This is a genomic window from Marivita sp. GX14005 (genome assembly GCF_023370775.1).
Classification (GTDB): domain Bacteria; phylum Pseudomonadota; class Alphaproteobacteria; order Rhodobacterales; family Rhodobacteraceae; genus Marivita.
Window position 1 is genome coordinate 107,376 of sequence record NZ_JAMCCQ010000002.1, and the last position, 15,763, is coordinate 123,138.

Consider the following 15,763-nt stretch of genomic DNA (forward strand, 5'->3'; position numbering starts at 1 on the left):
ATCACCCGTGCCAAATATGCCATCCGAAGGACAGCCCCATGTCGCGTTACGATCCCTCCGCCATCGAGCCGAAATGGCAGGATACCTGGGAAGCCCAGCAGACCTTCCGTGCCGAGCGGGCGGAGGATAGGCCGAAGTATTACGTCTTGGAGATGTTCCCCTACCCATCGGGCCGCATCCATATCGGCCATGTGCGCAACTACACGATGGGCGACGTGATCGCGCGCTACAAGCGCAGCACCGGGCATAACGTGCTGCACCCGATGGGGTTCGACGCGTTCGGGATGCCGGCGGAGAATGCTGCGATGGCGTCGGGCGGGCATCCGAAGGACTGGACCTATTCCAACATCGACACGATGGTCGGCCAGATGAAGCCATTGGGCTTCGGGCTGGACTGGTCGCGCATGTTCGCCACCTGCGATCCCGAATATTACGGCCAGCAGCAGGCGCTGTTCCTCGACATGCTGGAGGCCGGTCTGGTTTACCGAAAGAACGCGGTGGTGAACTGGGATCCGGTGGATATGACGGTGCTTGCCAATGAGCAGGTGATCGACGGCAAGGGCTGGCGCTCGGGCGCGGAGGTCGAGCGGCGCGAGCTGACGCAGTGGTTCTTCAAGATCAGCGATTTCAGCGAGGAATTGCTGGAAGCGCTCGATACGCTCGACGACTGGCCGGCCAAGGTGAAGCTGATGCAGGCCAACTGGATCGGCAAGTCGCGCGGTTTGCAATTCGCGTTTTCCACCATCGACGCACCCGAAGGGTTCGACCGGATCGAGGTTTACACAACGCGGCCCGACACGCTGATGGGCGCGTCCTTTCTGGGCATCTCGCCCGACCATCCGCTGGCGCGGCAACTGGAGAAGGACAATCCCGACGTCGCGGCCTTCTGCGCCGAGGCGCGCAAGGGCGGCACCACTGCCGAGGCGCTGGAGACCGCCGAGAAGCTGGGTTTCGACACCGGGCTGAAGGTGCGCCATCCGTTCGATACGGCTTGGGAACTGCCGGTCTATATCGCCAATTTCATCCTGATGGATTACGGCACCGGCGCGATCTTCGGCTGCCCGGCGCATGACCAGCGCGATCTGGAATTCGCGCGGAAATACGAGCTGCCGGTCATCAGCACCTTCGTTCCGGCGATGGGCGAGGACGCGTTCATCCTGCCCGAAGAAGGCGGGCCGGCCTATGTGCCGCCGAAACCCGAAACGGTGCGCTACATCAATTTCTTCGCCGGAGAAGAAGCGCAGACCGGCGATGAGGCCATCGAGGCGGCGGTGGAATTTTGCGAGAAGAACGGCGTGGGCCATGGCGTGACCAAGTTCCGCCTGCGCGACTGGGGGCTGAGCCGCCAGCGCTATTGGGGCTGTCCGATCCCGGTGGTGCATTGCGATGCCTGCGGCGTGGTGCCGGAGAAGAAAGAGAACCTGCCGATCGAGCTGCCCTATGACGAGGACGGCGCGGCGATTGACTTCAACATCCCAGGCAATCCGCTGGACCGTCATCCAAGCTGGCGCAACGTGCCGTGTCCGTCCTGCGGTCAGCCGGCGCGGCGCGAGACCGACACGATGGACACGTTTGTCGATTCGTCGTGGTATTTCGCCCGTTTCACCGCTCCGTGTGCAGAGACGCCGACCAACATGGCCGATGCCGAATACTGGATGAATGTCGATCAGTATATCGGCGGGATCGAACATGCGATCCTGCACCTGCTCTATTCGCGCTTCTTCGCGCGGGCGATGCACCTCACCGGGCATCTGCCGGAGAAATGCAAGGAGCCGTTCAACGCGCTTTTCACGCAAGGCATGGTGACGCATGCGATCTACCGGACCAAGGGCGAGGGGGGCCGCGCGGTCTACCATTATCCCGAGGATGTGGAGCTGCGCGACGGCAAGGGATTTCTGGCCGATGGCACCGAGGTCGAGATCATCCCGTCGGCCAAGATGTCGAAATCCAAGAACAACGTGGTCGATCCGGTGCAGATCATCCAGCAATACGGCGCCGATACCGCGCGCTGGTTCGTGCTGTCCGACAGCCCGCCTGAACGGGATGTCGAATGGACGGCATCGGGCGCGGAGGCGGCGTTCAAGCATCTGGGCCGGGTCTGGCGTATCGCGGCGGAGGCGGCGGAGGCGGATGCGCCCGCAAACGAGCACGACGAGGCGCTGCTGCGCGAGATGCACAAGGCGATCCATGACGTGACGCTGGGGATCGAAAGCTTCGGCTTCAACGCCTCGATAGCGCGGCTTTACGCCTTCACCAACGTGCTGGGCAAATCCGGCGCGGGCGGCGAGGCGAAACGGCAGGCGGCGCGCGTTCTGGCGCAGCTCATGTCGCCGATGACACCGCACCTGTCCGAAGAAATCTGGGCCATGCTGGACGGCGAGGGGCTCGTTGCCGATGCCGCGTGGCCGGTCGCCGACGAGGCGATGCTGGTGGAGGATACCGTGACGATGCCCGTGCAGGTCAACGGCAAGCGGCGCGATGAGATCACCGTGCCCAAGGACATGGCCAAGGACGAGGTTGAAAAGCTGGCGCTTAAGGCGCAGGGTGTGCAGCGTGCGCTGAACGGGGGCGCTCCGAAGAAGGTGATCGTCGTGCCGGGCCGGATCGTGAATGTCGTGGCATAGGCGCAGCGCGCTTTTCGCACTCGGTGCCTTGGTTGCCGGGTGCGGGTTTTCCCCGGCTTACGGGCCGAGCGGGGGCGCGTCGCGGCTCGCGGGCAACCTTCGGGTCGAGGCACCGAAACGGCGGGAAGGGTTCCTGATCGCGCAGCGGCTGGAGAACCGGCTGGGCCGCGACGATGCCGGGCGCTACGTGCTGAACGTGACGCCGCAGACACGGCAGCTGGGCCTTGCCACATCGGTCGAAGGAACGACCAACCGTTTCCAGATCACCGGCACCGCGCGCTATCGGCTGAGAGATACCGAAACGGACAGGATTCTGCGCGAGGGCGAAGTGACCAATTTCACCGGCTATTCGGCAACAGGCTCGACCGTGGCGACGCTGGCCGCGGAACGGGATGCCGAAGCGCGGCTGATGGTGATCCTCGCCGATCAGATTGTTGATCGGCTGATCCTGTCGGCGGGCGGCCTTCCGGGATGAAACTTTCCGCGCGCGAGGCGGCGGGGTATTTCGCCAAGCCCGATCCCGACAAGACAGGTGTTCTGATCTTCGGCGAAGACACGATGCGCGTCGCGCTCAAGCGGCAGGAGATGATCGCGGCGCTGATCGGCCCCGAAGGCGAGGCGGAGATGCGGCTGACGCGGATCCCGGCGGCCGAATTGCGGCGCGAGCCGGCGCTGCTGGGCGACGCGATCAAGGCGGTCGGGTTCTTCCCCGGCCCGCGCGTTGCCTTTGTCGAGGACGCGACGGACACGGCGGCCAAGGCGATTGCCGCCGCGCTTGAGGATTGGCAGCCGGGCGATGCGCAGATCGTCGTGACGGCCGGGCAATTGACGGCGAAATCGGCGCTTCGCAAGTTGTTTGAGGGTCATCCAAACGCCTATGCCGCCGCGCTTTACAACGACCCGCCCAGCCGCGCCGAGATCGAGGCGGAACTGACCCGCGCGGACCTTGCGCGCCCCGATGGCACGGCGATGGAAATGCTGACGGCGCTGTCGCGGGAGCTCGATCCGGGGGATTTTCGCCAGACGCTGCAGAAGATCGCGCTTTACAAGCTGGGCGACGACACGCCCCTGAGCCCCGAGGAAGTGACGCTTTGCGCGCCCGGCTCGACGGAGGCGGATCTGGACGATGTGCTCAATATCGTGGCCGAGGGGCGCAGCGGGGAGATCGGCCCCGTGATGGCGCGGCTGGAAGCGCAGGGCATGGCGGCGGTGACGCTGCTCATCATGGCGACACGGCATTTCAAGGCGCTGCATCGCGCTGCGTCCGATCCCGGCGGGGTTGGGCAGGGGATGGGGCGGCTGCGCCCGCCGGTATTCGGTCCGCGCCGCGATCGGATGGCGCGGCAGGCGTCGGGTTGGGAGATGCACCGGCTGGAACAGGCGCTGAGGCTGCTGCTGGAAACCGATCTGTCACTGCGCTCGGCCGGGCAGCACGGGCCGGCGCTGGCGATCGTGGAGCGCGCGTTCATCCGGTTGTCGATGCTGGCACGGCGGTGACGGGGCGCAAACCCGTGGCAAGATGTCGGGATTGCCCATCTGCCATTTCTTCACCGATGCTTTACACTGGGGGTGATAGGGAGGCCCCATGACTGACACGATCCGCTTTACTCTCGACGGCAAGGATGTGGAGGCCCGCCCGGGCGAGACGATCTGGGAGGTCGCCAATGGGCGCGGGTTGAAGATCCCGCATCTGTGCCACACCCCCGCACCGGGCTACCGGCCCGATGGCAATTGCCGCGCGTGCATGGTCGAGGTTGAGGGCGAACGCGTTCTGGTCGCTTCCTGCATTCGCGAACCGCAGGAAGGGATGGTCGTCACCACCGATTCGGCGCGAGCGAAAAACGCGCGGAAGATGGTGATCGAACTGCTCGCCGCCGATCAGCCGGAACAGGAGGCCGCGCATGATCGCTCTTCGCGGTTCTGGGACACCGCGCATGACGCCGGCGTCGCCGAGAGCCGCTTTCCGACGCTGGATGCCGAGCGCATCCCGTTGCTCGACGACAGCCATGTGGCGATGCGGGTCAATCTGGATGCCTGTATTCAATGCGGTCTGTGCGTGCGCGCCTGCCGCGAGGTGCAGGTGAACGATGTGATCGGCATGGCCGGGCGCGGGCATGACGCGTATCCGGTGTTCGACTTCGACGATCCGATGGGGGAAAGCACCTGCGTCGCCTGCGGCGAATGTGTGCAGGCTTGCCCGACCGGCGCGCTGATGCCTGCGAGCGTGGTTGACGAGGAACAGATCGGCGACAGCGCGGATTTCGAGCGTGCGGTAAACAGCATCTGCCCGTTCTGCGGCGTGGGATGTCAGGTCTCGCTCAAGTTCAAGGACGGCAAGGTCAAATATGTGGACGGGATCAACGGGCCGGCGAATGAGGGGCGGCTTTGCGTCAAGGGGCGGTTCGGGTTCGATTACATCCACCACCCGCACCGGCTGACCAAACCGCTGATCCGGCGCGAGGACGCGCCGGAGAAGGGGCTGAATGTCGATCCAGAGAACTGGCAGGAGGTGTTTCGCGAGGCAAGCTGGGACGAGGCGCTGGATGTCGCAGCAAGCAGCCTGAAAGGGCGCGGGCGCGAGGTGGCGGGTTTCGGTTCGGCCAAATGCACCAACGAGGAAGCGTATCTGTTCCAGAAGTTCATTCGGCAGGGCTTTGGCCATAACAATGTCGATCACTGCACCCGGCTTTGTCATGCGTCCTCGGTCTCGGCGCTTTTGGAAAACGTCGGCTCGGGCGCGGTGACGGCCACCTTCAACGAGATCGAGAATGCGGATGTGGCGATCATCATCGGCGCGAACCCGGTGGAGAATCATCCCGTCGCCGCGACCTATTTCAAGCAGTTCACGAAACGCGGCGGCAAGCTCATCGTGATGGATCCGCGCGGTGTTGGCCTGCGGCGGTTCGCGACGCATATGCTGCAATTCCGGCCCGGCGCGGATGTGTCGATGCTCAACGCGATCATGCATGTGATCGTGGAGGAAGGGCTTTACGACAAGCAATATATCGAGGCCTATACCGAGAATTGGGAGGCCGAAAAGGCCCATCTGGCCGATTTTCCACCCGAGAAGATGGCCGCCATCTGCGGCATAGACGCCGAAACCCTGCGGACCGTCGCGCGGGAATTCGCGACCGCAAAGGCGGGGATGATCTTCTGGGGCATGGGCGTGAGCCAGCATATCCACGGCACCGACAATTCGCGCTGCCTCATCAGTCTTGCGCTCATGACGGGGCATGTGGGCCGTCCCGGCACGGGGCTGCACCCGCTGCGCGGGCAGAACAACGTGCAGGGCGCGTCGGATGCGGGGCTGATCCCGATGTTCCTGCCGGATTATCAAAGCGTGACCGACGACGGCGTGCGCCGCGCCTTTACCGAGGTTTGGGACACGGGCGATTTCTCGTCCAAGAAGGGCCTGACAGTGACCGAGATCATGGATGCGGTGCATGACGGCGATATCAAGGCGATGTATATCCTTGGCGAAAACCCCGCGATGTCGGACCCGGATGTGGAACATGCGCGCGCCGCTTTGGCCAAGCTGGATCATCTGGTGGTGCAGGATATCTTCCTGACCGAAACGGCGAATTACGCCGATGTGATCCTGCCCGCCAGCGCGTTCTACGAAAAGACCGGCACTGTGACCAATACCAACCGGCAGGTCCAGATGGGCCGGGCGGCGGTGGCGCCGCCGGGCGAGGCGCGGGAGGATTGGCGGATCGAGGTCGAACTGGCGCGGCGCTGCGGGCTCGATTGGCACTATGACAGCCCGGCGGATGTGTTCGCTGAAATGGCGCTGAACATGCCGAGCCTGAACAACATCACCTGGGAGCGGCTGGAGCGCGAGGGGGCGGTGACCTACCCGTCGCTGTCGCCCGAGGACCCCGGCCAGCCCATCGTGTTCGGAGATGGGTTCCCGCGCGCCGAGGGGCGGGCCCGGTTCACTCCCGCAAGTATCGTGCCGCCCGACGATGTGCCGGATGCGGACTATCCGATGATCCTGACCACGGGGCGGCAGCTGGAGCACTGGCATACCGGATCGATGACGCGGCGGGCCAGCGTTCTGGATGCGGTGGAGCCGGAGGCGAACTGCTCGCTGCATCCCTCCACGCTGCGCAAGCTGGGGGTCGAACCCGGCGGCCATGTGCGGCTGACGACCAAGCGCGGGTCGGTGACGGTGATGGCGCGGGCCGACAGGGCGATTGCGCCGGACATGGTGTTCCTGCCTTTCGCCTATGTCGAAGCGGCCGCGAACATCCTGACAAACCCGGCGCTCGATCCCTATGGCAAGATCCCGGAATTCAAGTTTTCCGCCGTCCGGGTCGAGCCGGCGGAGGCCGGCATGGCGGCGCAATAGCGGGAACCCGGCGATCGAGCGCGCGTTGATCCTTTAGAAACGCAACGTTCAGGAGGATGCCTCATGTTACGCTCAACGTCCATTGCCGCCCTGTTGATGGCAACACCGCTCGCCGCGCAGGATGCCGAGGTCGGCACTGCCGGCCCGAAAGACACGCGCGACGGCACCTATATGCAAAGCGTGGACGATGTCGATGTCTACAACACGAATGGCGAGATGATCGGCGAGATCGAGGAAATCCTCGTCGATCAGGATGGCAAGCCAGCCGGTTTCGTGATCGAGTTCGGCGGCTTTCTGGGCCTTGCGGATTCCGATGTCGCGGTGCCGCTCGATGCGCTGGAATGGGAAGGTTCGCATTACGTGTCGAAAATGACCGCAGAGCAGCTCAAGAAGCTGCGACCGTGGGACGAATGATCGTCATTCCCAGCTGACATCGGCCAGAAAGATATAACCCGCGCCATAGATCGTCTTGATCAGGCGCGGGTTTTTCGGATCCTCGCGCAGCTTGGTTCGCAGGCGCGAGATGCGCACGTCCATCGCCCGGTCGAAGCTCGCCCCGGCTGCGCCGCCGAGCCTGTCTTGCATGTAGTCTCGGGTGATGAGCCGGTTCGGACTTTCGAGAAACAGCCTCAGAACCTCTCCCTCGGCATGTGAAAAGGGCGTTTCCTGCCCGCTTTCGTCGCGCAGCGAATAACGGTCGAAATGCGCCGTCCAGCCGTTGAACCGCGCGACTTGCCCGCTTTGCGCCGGGGCGGCGCGGGTGCGCAGGCGGGCGCGCACGCGAGCGACGACCTCGGCCGGATCGAATGGTTTGATGATGTAGTCATCCGCGCCAAGCTCAAGCCCGGTGATCCGGTCCTGAACCTGCGCGCGGCCTGAAATGATGATGACGGTCGCGCCCTTCTCCAGCGCCAGCCGATGCACAAGGCTGAGCCCGTCGCGGTCCGGCAAACCAAGATCCACAAGGCAGATATCGGGTGCGGTGCGGCGCAGCGCAGCCTCGAAATCGGCGGCGCGTCCGAAACTTTGCGTCGCGAAGCCGGCATCCTGCAATGCTTCGGACAGCATCGTGCGGATGGCCGGTTCATCATCCAGAATAGCGATCATCGGCCGGGTCATGCAGCGGGCTCCTTCTGTCCGAGGAATTTGGCAAGCTCTGCCGCGCTGAAGGGTTTGGGCAGGACCGCCGTTTTCGACGCTGCCGCCACGTGGCGCGGATCGGACGGGGGGAGCGAGGTGGTGAGGTAAACCGGTTTGCCCGGAAGCGCATCCACCAGATCGGTGCCAAGCCGGCCGCCTTCGAGCGAGATATCGGAGAGGATGAACGCGATCTCGGGCAGACCTTGCGCCAGCGCCAATGCCTCGTCCACCGAAGCGGCTTCGATCACGCTATGCCCGAGTGACGTCAGCATATCGCGGATCGTTGCGCGTAGGTCGGGGCTGTCATCGACAAGCAGGACAAGGCCGCCCGGCGCGGGCGTTGCGGCGCGCCGTAGTGGCAGGCGCAGGATGACCCGCGCGCCGCGTTCGGGTGTGTCGATGCTAAGCTGACCGCCCGCAAGCTTGGCCATGTCATAAACCATCGACAGGCCAAGCCCAGTGCCGGCATCGCCCTTTGTGGTGAAGAACGGGTCGAGCGCGTGCCGGCGCGCGGCGGTGGAAAAGCCGGGGCCGGTATCCTCGACAATGAAATCGATCCACGTCTCGCGCATTTCACGCGCCTCCACGCGGATATGGCCGCTTTCGCCGCAGGCATCGCGGGCGTTCAAGATCAGGTTCAGAAGGCCGTCCTGCAACTGGCCGGAATCCAGCAGGATCGGCGCGGGGATCGATGCATCTACTTGCAGCGTGATGCCGGACGGGAGCGATGGCGCGGCGAGCGTGTGCAGATCGGTCAGAAAAGCGGCGACGTCAACAGGTTCGGGGCGCCAGGCGCGATGAGCGGTGATATCTGCAATGCGTCCGAGCAGATCGCCCCCGCGCCGCGCCGCTTGCAGGGTCGCAGTGATGAGCGGATCGGCCTCGGCCGGCAATTCCATGCGCGCCAGTTTGGCCTGCATCCCGAGGATGATCGTCAGCAGGTTGGAAAAATCATGCGCAAGGCCCGAGGTCAGCCGCGCCGCCATTTCACGGCGGCGCGTCTGTTGTAGCGCGGCGCGGGCCTGGGTTTCCTCGGTCACGTCCATCGACAGGATATAGACGCCGTTCTCGCTTTCGTCCGGGGTGAAGGCAGCGCGGATGCGGCGGGAGCTGCCCGTGTCGGTGAATTCAAAGGTCGATTGTTCCCCGGCGAGCGCCATTTGCAGATGCGGCAATACGCGCGAATAGGCATCCGTTCCGAGCGCCTCGGAGATATGCCGCCCAACGATCTGCTGCGGCCGCCCCGGCATCACCGAGGACAGTTTGCGATTGGAAAACGTATAGCGTCCCGCGCTGTCCACATGGGCGATATGGGCCGGCATCATCTCGGTGGTCAGGCGCGTGCGCGCCTCCATCTCGGTCAGCTCGCGCTGCACCTCTTCGAGCGCGGAGACGGTTGCGGCCAGCTTGCGGTTGGTCCGGCTGAGTTCCTCGGAGCGCGCCAGCACCTCCTCGGAAAGCAGTTCGGAGCGTGTGCGCAGCAATTGCTCCTGCGATTTGACCTCGGTGATGTCGGTATAGACGGTCACCCATCCGCCTTGCGGCAAGGGGGCGCCTTCGACGCTGATATACTGCCCGTTCGTGCGCAACCGCTCCATGTAATGCGGCTCGAAGGCGCGGGCCTGCTCGACGCGCAGGCGAACGAATTGGTCAAGATCGTCGATCTCGCCGTATTCACCGCGTTCGGCAAGATGGCGGATCGTGTCCTCGAAGGTCGCGCCGGGGCGGGTCAACCTGTCAGGCAGATCGAACATCTCCGCCAGCCTGGCGTTGCAGACGGCGAGTTTGAGATCGCTGTCGTAGATCGAAAGCGCCTGCCCGATAAGGTTCAGCCCGGCCTGGATGAGCGCGTCGGTTTTCATGCAGCATTGCCCCGAACTTGCGTGCCGGTTCTGGCTACCATCCGCCGGGCGAAGCGCAAAGGGGGAGGGGGCTGTTACAATTCGTTGGAGTCCTGAAAACATCAGGAAAAAGTTGACCGGCAGGCTCGGTTCTGCCCAACATCGGGCAAGGCCGCGAAAAGCGGTGGTCCGGGCAGGCCCGGGCAGAGGGAGGATAGATTTTGGCTCACCTGACCAAGGGCGCGGACGGGCTGCGCTCTGTTCCGGCTCTACTGGCGCGCAATGCAGCGCAATACGGGCGCTCGCCGGCCTACCGGGAGAAGGAATACGGTATCTGGCAAAGCTGGACCTGGGCGGAAACCGCCGCAGAGGTCGAGGCTTTGGCGTTGGGCCTGCTGAATCTCGGCGTGAACGAAGGCGATTTCATCGCAATTATCGGGCGCAACCGGCCCTATCTTTACTGGTCGATGGTGGCGGCGCAGAGCGTGGGTGCGATCCCGGTCCCGCTCTATCAGGATTCGGTCGCCGAGGAGATGGAATACGTCTTGTCGCATTGCGGCGCGCGTTTCGTGATCGCCGGCGATCAGGAGCAGGTGGACAAGGTGATCGAGGTGCAGGAGCATCTGCACCAGTTCGAGCACATGATCTATCTCGACCCGCGCGGTTTGCGGAAATACGATCACCGCCGCTTGCATCAGTTCAGCCATGTGCAGGAGCAGGGCCGCGCCGCGCGCGACGAATTCACCGGCGAGTTGAACAGGCGCCGCGACAAGCTGAATTATGACAGCATCTGCGTGATGCTCTACACCTCCGGCACCACGGGCAAGCCCAAGGGCGTGGTGCTGTCGAACCGCAATATCATCGAGACGGCGCGCGCGTCCTCGGAATTCGATCATCTGAAGCCCGACGACGAGGTGCTGGCCTATCTGCCGATGGCCTGGGTGGGCGATTTCATCTTTTCCATCGGGCAGGCCTATTGGTCGGGCTTCTGTGTCAACTGCCCTGAAAGCCCGGAAACGATGATGACCGATCTGCGCGAGATCGCACCCAGCTATTATTTCGCCCCGCCGCGGGTATTCGAAACGCAGTTGACGCAGATCATGATCCGCATGGAAGACAGCGGCACGTTCAAGAAAAAGACCTTCGATCATTTCATGGCCCATGCCGGCAAGGTCGGGCCGGACCTGCTCGATGGGCGGGAGGTCGGGTTTTACGACCGGCTGAAATATCGGCTGGGCGAGTTTCTGATCTACGGTCCGCTCAAGAACGCGCTCGGGTTTTCGAACGTGCGCGTGGGCTATACCGCAGGCGAGGCGATCGGGCCGGAGATCTTCGATTTCTACCGCTCGCTGGGGATCAACCTGAAGCAGCTTTACGGCCAGACCGAAGCGTCTGTTTTCATTACCCAGCAGCCCGATGGCGAGGTGCGGTCGGACACGGTGGGCGTGCCGTCGCCCGGTGTGGAGATACGGATCGCCGAGGGGGGCGAGGTGTTCTACCGCTCGCCCGGGGTGTTCGTGGAATATTACAAGAACCCCGAATCGACCGCCGATACCAAGGACCAGGAGGGCTGGGTCGCCACCGGGGATGCCGGGTTTATCGAAGAAGCCTCGGGCCATCTGCGCATCATCGACCGCGCCAAGGATGTGGGCGCGATGGCGGACGGGGCGATGTTTGCGCCGAAATATGTCGAGAACAAGCTCAAGTTCTATCCCAACATCCTCGAAGCGGTGGTGTTCGGCGCGGGGCGCGATCGCTGCTGTGCTTTCATCAATATCGACCTCGCGGCGGTAGGGAACTGGGCGGAGCGGAACAACATCGCTTACGCGTCCTATCAGGAGCTTGCGGGGCACAAGCAGGTGCTCGACGCCATCCAGGCGCATATCGAGGAGACGAACGAGAGCATCGCTCAGGATGACATGCTGTCGGGCTGTCAGGTGCATCGCTTCCTGGTGCTGCACAAGGAGCTCGATGCCGATGACGGGGAGCTGACGCGCACCCGCAAGGTGCGGCGCAAGATCATCGGCGAGAAATTCGCTGATCTGGTTGCCGCGCTCTATGACGGCTCGAACAGCGTCTATACCGAGACCGAAGTGACCTATGAGGACGGGCGCAAGGGCAAGATCAAGGCCACGCTGGAGATCCGCGACGCCAAGGTCGTGCCGGTGACGCCCAAGGCGATGGCTGCGGAATGACGGCGGCGCGGCGCTCGTTCTGCGAACCTCGCCCCGCCCGCCGTCCCGCACGGCGCGCTATGGCGGGGCCTGCGCTGGTGGCAGCGGGGGGATCGAGTATTTTCAACGAGAAGAAGCGGGAGCGGGGCGCGTGAAGGATACCGCAGGCTACATCACCGAGGACGGGCGACAGATCGGCGGCACGCTTATGGAGATGCGCAATATCACGCTTCGGTTCGGCGGGGTTGTGGCGATCCAGGATATTTCCTTCGACATTCGCGAGGGCGAGGTGCGGGCGATCATCGGCCCGAACGGGGCGGGCAAATCGTCGATGCTCAACGTTATTTCGGGGTTTTACACGCCGTCGGAGGGGGAGGTCTGGTATCAGGGGAAAAAGCGTCCGCCGATGAAGCCGTATCAAGTCGCAAGGCAGGGTGTGGCGCGGACGTTTCAGAACATTGCGCTGTTCGAGGGGATGACTGTTCTCGACAACGTCATGACCGGGCGGCTGACCCATATGAAAGCCGGGATCGCGAGCCAGGCGCTTTGGTGGGGCCGCGCGAGCCGCGAGGAGGTCGAGAACCGCGAGAAGGTGGAGCGGGTGATCGATTTCCTGGAAATCCAGAACATCCGCAAGACGCCGGTGGGGCGGCTTCCCTACGGTTTGAAAAAACGCGTGGAGCTGGCGCGTGCATTGGCGGCCGAGCCATCGCTGCTGCTTCTGGACGAGCCGATGGCGGGGATGAATGTGGAGGAGAAGGAGGACATGAGCCGCTTCATTCTCGACGTGAATGACGAGTTCGGCACCACGATCTGCCTGATCGAGCATGACATGGGCGTGGTCATGGACCTGTCGGACCGGGTGGTGGTGATGGATTACGGCAAGAAGATCGGTGACGGCACTCCTGACGAGGTGCGCGGCAATGAAGATGTGATCGCCGCCTATCTGGGGGTGCCGCATGACTAGGATCGCAGTGGCGGTTTGCGCGAGGTGTTCATCCGCGCCGGACCTCGCGTCGGAAATCGAAAGCGGACGCTGGATGGTTGAATCCTGCGCGCCCGATCGCGCAGCGGCGACAAGCTGAGGAGACACGGATGTTCGCAGAAATTTTCATCGATCCCTGGGTGGATATGTTCGCCGCGCCGGATTTTCTGATGCAGGTGCTTTGGGAGGGTTTGGTTTCGGGCATCCTTTATGCGCTGATCGCCCTTGGCTTCGTGTTGATCTACCGCTCCAGCCGGATTTTCAACTTCGCGCAGGGGATCATGGTGGTGTTCGCCGCGCTGACGCTGGTGGGGCTGCACGCGATGGGCGTGCCGGCCTGGGTCAGTGTCGCGCTGACGCTGGGGGTGATGTTCGTGCTCGCGGTAACGATCGAGCGGGTGGTGCTGCGCCCGCTGGTGGGGCAGCCCGATATCATCCTGTTCATGGCGACCATCGGTATCACGCTCTTCCTGATCGGGCTTGGAGAGACCATCTTCGGCGGGGAGAACAAAGTGATGATCACCGGGGATCTGGGCATTCCCACGGGCGACACGGTGCTGGAGCCGTTCGGCGGGCTGCTGATCCTGCAGCATCTGGATATTACGGTGGTGATCGTGGCGACGCTGCTGGTGATCGCGCTGCTGGCGTTTTTGAATTACACGCAGATGGGCCGCGCGATCCGGGCGCTTGGCGACGATCATCAGGCGGCGCTGTCGGTCGGGATCAGCCTGCAGACGATCTGGGTTCTGGTGTGGTTCATCGCCGGGATCATTGCGCTGGTGACGGGCATTGCCTGGGGTGCGCGCGCCGGGGTGAGTTTCGCGCTGGAGGTGATCGCCTACAAGGCGCTGCCGGTGCTCATGCTGGGCGGGCTGGAGTCGATCACCGGAGCCATTGTCGGCGGGCTGATGATCGGCGTTCTGGAAAAGCTTTTCGAGATTTACTGGGGCCAGCCGCTGCTGGGCGGCAATACCGAGACATGGTTCGCCTTCGTGCTGGCGCTGATCGTGCTGCTGTTCCGGCCGCAGGGGCTGTTCGGGGAGCGGATCATTGAAAGGGTCTGACGCAGCGCGGGGCGCGCTTTGAGCGAAGAGACGGGAACAAGAAGGGAAGATACCGACATGGCGAAACTGATTGCGATCCTGAACGTCGTTGCATGGTCCGGCTTTTGGGCCTTCGGATATCTCGCGCTGTCGAGCGGATCGGGCTCCGGGCAGACCGTGACGGCCATTCTTCTGGCGGCGCTGGGCGGAGCGGCGGGGCTTTGGGCGTATTTCTGGCTGGTCCGTCATTCCGAAGCGACAGGCTATGCCCGCCCGCGCAACCGCGCGGTGATCCGGGACGATCTTGCCGAAGAACAGCCGCTCTAGAGCGATAGGGACAGGACGAGATGCTTTATAGAACCGCAGGCCAGTTCAAGACGAGCTATACCGCCGATCAGGCGCTGTTCCCGGTCCGGCAGGATGCGGTGCTGCTCGGGATCGTGCTCTTGCTGGTCTGGGTGGTGTTCCCTCTGACCGCGTCGGAATTCGCGTTCCAGACATTGCTGATCCCGATCCTGATCTACGCGCTGGCGGCGATGGGGCTGAACATCCTGACGGGGTTTGCGGGGCAGCTGAGCCTCGGCACCGGGGCTTTCATGGGCGTGGGGGCCTATGCGTGCTACAAGATGGTCACGATCTTTCCCGAATTGAACCCGATCGTCGCGATTCTCTTGTCGGGCATCTTCAGCGCCGGGATCGGGGTGGCCTTCGGTATCCCAAGCCTGCGGATCAAGGGGTTCTACCTCGCCATCGCCACGCTGGCGGCGCAGTTCTTCCTTGTCTGGCTCTTCGAGAAATGGGCGTGGCTTTACAACTATAACGCCAGCGGTGCGATCCAGGTGCCCAATCTGGATATGTTCGGGCTGTATGTATCCGGCCCGCAGGCAGAGTCTGTCACCGAATATTATATCGTTCTTGCAATCGTCACCTTGCTGACCGTGGTCTGCATCAACCTCACGCGGGGCAATCTGGGGCGGACCTGGAAGGCGACACGCGACATGGATATCGCGGCGGAGCTGATCGGGATCAACCTGATGAAATCCAAGCTGACCGCGTTTGCCGTGTCGTCCTATGTCGTGGGCGTGGCGGGTGCGCTCTACGTGTTCATGTGGAAGGGCGCGGCGGAGCCGAACGTGTTCGATATTCCGCTGTCGTTCCAGGTGCTCTTCATTGCCATCATCGGCGGGCTGGGATCGATCATGGGCAATTACCTCGGTGCGATCCTCATAGTCGGGTTGCCGGTGGTGCTGGGCACGGCGGCGGATACGCGGATCTTCGAGATGTCGGCGCTGGCCGGGCTGCTCTGGCTGGCCGGGATACTGGCGGTGGCCTTCCTCTTCTGGGTCGCGCGCAATCTCTGGGGGGTCGCAGCGGCGCTGGGCTTCGGCGCGGCGATGCTGCTTTACGGCTATGCGCAAACCCAGGGATTCCGCGCCGATTCCGCGCTGGTGGAGCATATCAACACGATGATCGTCGGCGCACTCATCATCTTTTTCCTGATCATCGAGCCGCACGGGCTGAACCAGCTTTGGCGGCTCATTCGCGAGAAACTCATCATCTGGCCGTTCCCGCATTAGGGCGGCCCAAGAACCGCAAACGACAGAT

At 63.4% G+C, this 15,763-nt stretch carries 12 protein-coding genes; 10 read left to right on the forward strand and 2 right to left on the reverse strand.

Annotated features, from left to right (window positions below; genetic code table 11):
• Positions 1-38 precede the first annotated feature (38 nt).
• The 5 genes from leuS to M3465_RS06710 all read left to right on the forward strand — a co-directional run bounded on the left by leuS (position 39) and on the right by M3465_RS06710 (position 7,389).
• Positions 39-2,624, forward strand: a complete 2,586-nt coding sequence (leuS, locus tag M3465_RS06690) for a leucine--tRNA ligase (protein ID WP_249500966.1) — start codon at positions 39-41, stop codon at positions 2,622-2,624.
• On the forward strand, positions 2,611-3,099 hold the full coding sequence (gene lptE, locus M3465_RS06695; RefSeq protein WP_249500967.1) for an LPS assembly lipoprotein LptE: 489 nt from the start codon (positions 2,611-2,613) through the stop codon (positions 3,097-3,099). The genes leuS and lptE overlap by 14 nt, the downstream gene beginning before the upstream one ends.
• Positions 3,096-4,121, forward strand: coding sequence for a DNA polymerase III subunit delta (gene holA / locus M3465_RS06700; RefSeq protein ID WP_249500968.1), 1,026 nt, complete (start codon positions 3,096-3,098; stop codon positions 4,119-4,121). The genes lptE and holA overlap by 4 nt, the downstream gene beginning before the upstream one ends.
• 88 nt (positions 4,122-4,209) lie before the next feature.
• On the forward strand, positions 4,210-6,975 hold the full coding sequence (gene fdhF / locus M3465_RS06705) for a formate dehydrogenase subunit alpha (protein WP_249500969.1): 2,766 nt from the start codon (positions 4,210-4,212) through the stop codon (positions 6,973-6,975).
• Between the two features lie 63 nt (positions 6,976-7,038).
• Positions 7,039-7,389, forward strand: coding sequence for a PRC-barrel domain-containing protein (locus tag M3465_RS06710; RefSeq protein ID WP_249500970.1), 351 nt, complete (start codon positions 7,039-7,041; stop codon positions 7,387-7,389).
• Positions 7,390-7,392: 3 nt separating this feature from the next.
• Here M3465_RS06710 and M3465_RS06715 read toward each other — a convergent pair whose 3' ends face one another.
• Positions 7,393-8,094, reverse strand: a complete 702-nt coding sequence (locus M3465_RS06715; protein ID WP_249500971.1) for a response regulator transcription factor — start codon at positions 8,092-8,094, stop codon at positions 7,393-7,395.
• Entirely contained in the window at positions 8,091-9,977 is a 1,887-nt protein-coding gene (locus M3465_RS06720; RefSeq protein WP_249500972.1) for a hybrid sensor histidine kinase/response regulator, read from the reverse strand. Before M3465_RS06720 ends, M3465_RS06715 begins: the two co-directional genes overlap by 4 nt.
• Positions 9,978-10,186: 209 nt before the next feature.
• Between M3465_RS06720 and M3465_RS06725 the strand changes: the two genes are divergently transcribed.
• The 5 genes from M3465_RS06725 to M3465_RS06745 all read left to right on the forward strand — a co-directional run bounded on the left by M3465_RS06725 (position 10,187) and on the right by M3465_RS06745 (position 15,735).
• On the forward strand, positions 10,187-12,151 hold the full coding sequence (locus M3465_RS06725; RefSeq protein ID WP_502846108.1) for an AMP-binding protein: 1,965 nt from the start codon (positions 10,187-10,189) through the stop codon (positions 12,149-12,151).
• Between the two features lie 187 nt (positions 12,152-12,338).
• A complete protein-coding gene (locus M3465_RS06730) occupies positions 12,339-13,097 on the forward strand; it encodes an ABC transporter ATP-binding protein (protein ID WP_249501603.1) in 759 nt (252 codons plus the stop codon).
• Between the two features lie 128 nt (positions 13,098-13,225).
• Positions 13,226-14,179, forward strand: a complete 954-nt coding sequence (locus tag M3465_RS06735; RefSeq protein WP_249500974.1) for a branched-chain amino acid ABC transporter permease — start codon at positions 13,226-13,228, stop codon at positions 14,177-14,179.
• A 57-nt stretch (positions 14,180-14,236) separates the two neighbouring features.
• Positions 14,237-14,485 (forward strand): hypothetical protein, encoded by a 249-nt coding sequence (locus M3465_RS06740; RefSeq protein ID WP_249500975.1) that lies wholly within the window; start codon positions 14,237-14,239, stop codon positions 14,483-14,485.
• A gap of 20 nt (positions 14,486-14,505) precedes the next feature.
• Positions 14,506-15,735, forward strand: a complete 1,230-nt coding sequence (locus tag M3465_RS06745) for a branched-chain amino acid ABC transporter permease (protein WP_249500976.1) — start codon at positions 14,506-14,508, stop codon at positions 15,733-15,735.
• Positions 15,736-15,763 lie beyond the last annotated feature (28 nt).